3 rRNA genes are annotated in these 5,410 nt (G+C 54.9%); all 3 read right to left on the reverse strand.

Annotation, left to right across the window (positions count from 1 at the left end):
* Positions 1-2: 2 nt before the first annotated feature.
* A 5S ribosomal RNA gene (rrf, locus tag H9634_RS14255) occupies positions 3-119 on the reverse strand.
* Between the two features lie 119 nt (positions 120-238).
* A 23S ribosomal RNA gene (locus H9634_RS14260) occupies positions 239-3,334 on the reverse strand.
* 388 nt (positions 3,335-3,722) lie between these two features.
* Positions 3,723-5,249: ribosomal RNA gene (locus H9634_RS14265) — 16S ribosomal RNA — on the reverse strand.
* The 16S, 23S and 5S rRNA genes sit together here, the layout of an rRNA operon.
* Positions 5,250-5,410 lie beyond the last annotated feature (161 nt).

The raw sequence follows: 5,410 nt of genomic DNA on the forward strand, positions 1-5,410 counted from the left end.
AATTGCGGCGGTGTCTTACTCTCCCACACCCTGTCGAGTGCAGTACCATCAGCGCTGGCAGGCTTAGCTTCCGGGTTCGGAATGGGGCCGGGCGTTTCCCTGCCGCTATAGCCGCCGCAAGTCTGTGTTGTGTTGTTTGCAGTGGTTGGTGTTGTGGACGCGTAGCGTGTTGTTGTTGTGACACTGTTGGTTGTGTGTCTTGTGTTACCCGACCCGTGGCACACCATATTTGTGGTGGTTGGGTGAGTGGTGGGCGTATTAGTACCAGTCAGCTGCACACATTGCTGTGCTTCCACGTCTGGCCTATCAACCCCCTGGTCTAGAGGGCGCCTCATAGGGAAATCTCATCTTGAAGCAGGCTTCCCGCTTAGATGCTTTCAGCGGTTATCCTTCCCGAACGTAGCCAACCAGCCATGCACCTGGCGGTACAACTGGCACACCAGAGGTTCGTCCGTCCCGGTCCTCTCGTACTAAGGACAGCCCTTCTCAAATTTCCTACGCACGCAGCGGATAGGGACCGAACTGTCTCACGACGTTCTAAACCCAGCTCGCGTACCGCTTTAATGGGCGAACAGCCCAACCCTTGGGACCGACTCCAGCCCCAGGATGCGACGAGCCGACATCGAGGTGCCAAACCATGCCGTCGATATGGACTCTTGGGCAAGATCAGCCTGTTATCCCCGAGGTACCTTTTATCCGTTGAGCGACCGCGATTCCACAATCCACGGCCGGGTCACTAGTCCCAGCTTTCGCTCCTGCTCGACACGTCCGTCTCACAGTCAAGCTCCCTTGTGCACTTACACTCGACACCTGATTGCCAACCAGGCTGAGGGAACCTTTGGGCGCCTCCGTTACTCTTTGGGAGGCAACCGCCCCAGTTAAACTACCCATCAGGCACTGTCCCTGGACCCGATCAGGGTCCGAAGTTAAGGAATCCACTATGGTCAGAGTGGTATTTCAACAATGACTCCACACACACTGGCGTGCATGCTTCACAGTCTCCCACCTATCCTACACAAACCACACCGAATCCCAATACCAAACTATAGTGAAGGTCTCGGGGTCTTTCCGTCCTGCTGCGCGTAACGAGCATCTTTACTCGTAGTGCAATTTCGCCGAGTTCGCGGTTGAGACAGCAGAGAAGTCGTTGCGCCATTCGTGCAGGTCGGAACTTACCCGACAAGGAATTTCGCTACCTTAGGATGGTTATAGTTACCACCGCCGTTTACTGGGGCTTAAATTCTCCGCTTCGAGCTTACGCTCTAACAGGTCCTCTTAACCTTCCAGCACCGGGCAGGCGTCAGTCCGTATACATCGACTTACGTCTTCGCACGGACCTGTGTTTTTAGTAAACAGTCGCTTCTCTCTGGTCTCTGCGGCCACCACCAGCTCACAACCGCGAGGGTTGATCACCAGGATGGCCCCCCTTCTTCCGAAGTTACGGGGGCAATTTGCCGAGTTCCTTAACCACGATTATCTCGATCGCCTCGGTATTCTCTACCAGACCACCTGAGTCGGTTATAGGGTACGGGCGGCTAGAACCTCACGTCGATGCTTTTCTCGGCAGCATAGGATCACCAGATCACCCCACCAATGTGGGGCGCCCATCAGCTCTCAGCCTTATGTCTCCCGGATTTGCCTAAGAGACGGCCTACCACCTTAGACCGCGACAACCATCGCACGGCCTGGCTACCTTCCTGCGTCACACCTGTTAACACGCTTACCTACTACACGATCAGGTCCCACACATCACCTGCTGAACACCCCGAAGGGCGACAGCGGGTTTAACATGGTTAGTCTCACATGCCTCGGTATGGACGGTTCTTCGCCGGTACGGGAATATCAACCCGTTGTCCATCGACTACGCCTGTCGGCCTCGCCTTAGGTCCCGACTTACCCAGGGCGGATTAGCCTAGCCCTGGAACCCTTGGTCATCCGGCGGACGGGTTTCTCACCCGTCTTTCGCTACTCATGCCTGCATTCTCACTCGCATAGCCTCCACCACTGAATCACTTCGCAGCTTCACCGGCCACACGACGCTCCCCTACCCAACACCACAACCCGTTAGGGTTACCGTGATGATGCCATAACTTCGGCGGTGTGCTTAGCCCCGCTACATTGTCGGCGCGGAATCACTTGACCAGTGAGCTATTACGCACTCTTTCAAGGGTGGCTGCTTCTAAGCCAACCTCCTGGTTGTCTTCGCAACTCCACATCCTTTCCCACTTAGCACACGCTTAGGGGCCTTAGTTGATGGTCTGGGCTGTTTCCCTCTCGACTACGAAGCTTATCCCCCGCAGTCTCACTGCCACGCTTACACTTCCTGGCATTCGGAGTTTGGTTGACGTCAGTAACCCGGTGGGGCCCATCAGCCATCCAGTAGCTCTACCTCCAGAAAGCAACACGCAACGCTGCACCTAAATGCATTTCGGGGAGAACCAGCTATCACAGAGTTTGATTGGCCTTTCACCCCTAACCACAGGTCATCCCCTCCATTTTCAACTGAAGTGGGTGCGGGCCTCCACGTCGTCTTACCGACGCTTCACCCTGCCCATGGCTAGATCACTCCGCTTCGGGTCTAGGACATGCAACTCAACCGCCCTATTCGGACTCGCTTTCGCTACGGCTACCCCACACGGGTTAACCTCGCTACATGCCACTAACTCGCAGGCTCATTCTTCAAAAGGCACGCCATCACCCCAACAAAAGGAGGCTCTGACGGATTGTAAGCACATGGTTTCAGGTACTATTTCACTCCCCTCCCGGGGTACTTTTCACCATTCCCTCACGGTACTATCCGCTATCGGTCACCAGGGAGTATTTAGCCTTACCAGGTGGTCCTGGCAGATTCACACGGGATTACACGAGTCCCGTGCTACTCGGGCACACACTGAGACAGATAGGCACATGTTTCATCTACGGGACTCTCACCCACTCCGGTCGACCTTCCCAGATCATTCGACTACACACACCAACACCTGCCCGACCCCATGTAGAGGATCACCAGTGGCCCCACAACACCGCACATGCAACACCTACACGCTTGACACACATACGGTTTAGGCTCATCCGCGTTCGCTCGCCACTACTAACGGAATCATTATTATTTTCTCTTCCTGTGGGTACTGAGATGTTTCACTTCCCCACGTTCCCCCCACACACCCTATATATTCAGATGCGGGTCACGACACACAACATGCCGCGGGGTTTCCCCATTCGGACACCCTCGGATCACCGTTCGTTTACCAACTCCCCGAGGCTTATCGCAGGTTACCACGTCCTTCATCGGCTCCTGATGCCAAGGCATCCACCATGCGCTCTTGAACACTCACACACACCACAAACAACAGGCGTGCACGAGTCGGATAACACAAGAAACACAACAAAAACAAAATCACAACAGAAGAAACACACACACTGTGCGTTTCCCCAGATGCTCGCGTCCACTATCCACTTACACAACAACACCCAGACACCCACACCCACAACCAGTCACGACTGACGCAGCATGCAGGGCCGGAACAATCCAGAAAAACAACCACAACCAGAACCAACTGGCTGCCGGCCTGTTCTCCCAGGACCCAACAACGTGTTTGCCCCACCACAGAACCCTCATCAAAGGGAACCCGGCAGGAAGTCAATGTGATGTTCCACCCATGAGCAACCACCACAGACACGAACGGCCTGCGCGTGGCAACACAATACTAGTGTTAGCTCCTTAGAAAGGAGGTGATCCAGCCGCACCTTCCGGTACGGCTACCTTGTTACGACTTAGTCCCAATCACCAGTCCCACCTTCGACGGCTCCCCCCACAAGGGTTAGGCCACCGGCTTCGGGTGTTACCGACTTTCGTGACTTGACGGGCGGTGTGTACAAGGCCCGGGAACGTATTCACCGCAGCGTTGCTGATCTGCGATTACTAGCGACTCCGACTTCACGTAGTCGAGTTGCAGACTACGATCCGAACTGAGACCGGCTTTCTGGGATTCGCTCCACCTCACGGTATCGCCACCCTCTGTACCGGCCATTGTAGCATGCGTGAAGCCCAAGACATAAAGGGCATGATGATTTGACGTCATCCCCACCTTCCTCCGAGTTGACCCCGGCAGTCTTCCATGAGTTCCCACCATCACGTGCTGGCAACATAGAACGAGGGTTGCGCTCGTTGCGGGACTTAACCCAACATCTCACGACACGAGCTGACGACAACCATGCACCACCTGTACACCAGTCCGAAGAGGCGACTATCTCTAGCCGTTTCCAGTGTATGTCAAGCCTTGGTAAGGTTCTTCGCGTTGCATCGAATTAATCCGCATGCTCCGCCGCTTGTGCGGGCCCCCGTCAATTCCTTTGAGTTTTAGCCTTGCGGCCGTACTCCCCAGGCGGGGAACTTAATGCGTTAGCTACGGCACGGAATCCGTGGAATGGACCCCACACCTAGTTCCCAACGTTTACGGCATGGACTACCAGGGTATCTAATCCTGTTCGCTCCCCATGCTTTCGCTCCTCAGCGTCAGTTACAGCCCAGAGTCCCGCCTTCGCCACCGGTGTTCCTCCTGATATCTGCGCATTTCACCGCTACACCAGGAATTCCAGACTCCCCTACTGCACTCTAGTCAGCCCGTACCCACTGCACGCGCAACGTTAAGCGTTGCGTTTCCACAGCAGACGTGACCAACCACCTACGAGCTCTTTACGCCCAATAATTCCGGACAACGCTTGTACCCTACGTATTACCGCGGCTGCTGGCACGTAGTTAGCCGGTACTTCTTCTGCAGGTACCGTCACTTTCGCTTCTTCCCTACTGAAAGCGGTTTACAACCCGAAGGCCGTCATCCCGCACGCGGCGTCGCTGCATCAGGGTTCCCCCCATTGTGCAATATTCCCCACTGCTGCCTCCCGTAGGAGTCTGGGCCGTGTCTCAGTCCCAGTGTGGCCGGTCGCCCTCTCAGGCCGGCTACCCGTCGTCGTCTTGGTAGGCCACTACCCCACCAACAAACTGATAGGCCGCGAGTCCATCCCCAACCAGTAAAACCCTTTCCACCACCAGACCATGCGGCCAGTAGTCATATCCGGTATTAGACCCAGTTTCCCAGGCTTATCCCGAAGTCAGGGGCAGGTTACTCACGTGTTACTCACCCGTTCGCCACTCATCCACACCCAGCAAGCTGGGCGCTTCAGCGTTCGACTTGCATGTGTTAAGCACGCCGCCAGCGTTCGTCCTGAGCCAGGATCAAACTCTCCATAAAAAATTATGAAAAACAATCCCAGCCGAAATCAAAGAAAAAGACAAGAGACAAACCAAAAATGGTCATCAAATGTCATTACATCCTTGCTTCAACCAGAAACAAAAAATTCTGGCATCACAAAAACAAACAAACACGCTATTGAGTTCTCAAAGAACAGACGC

Source organism: Brevibacterium gallinarum, assembly GCF_014836885.1.
Lineage (GTDB): Bacteria > Actinomycetota > Actinomycetes > Actinomycetales > Brevibacteriaceae > Brevibacterium > Brevibacterium gallinarum.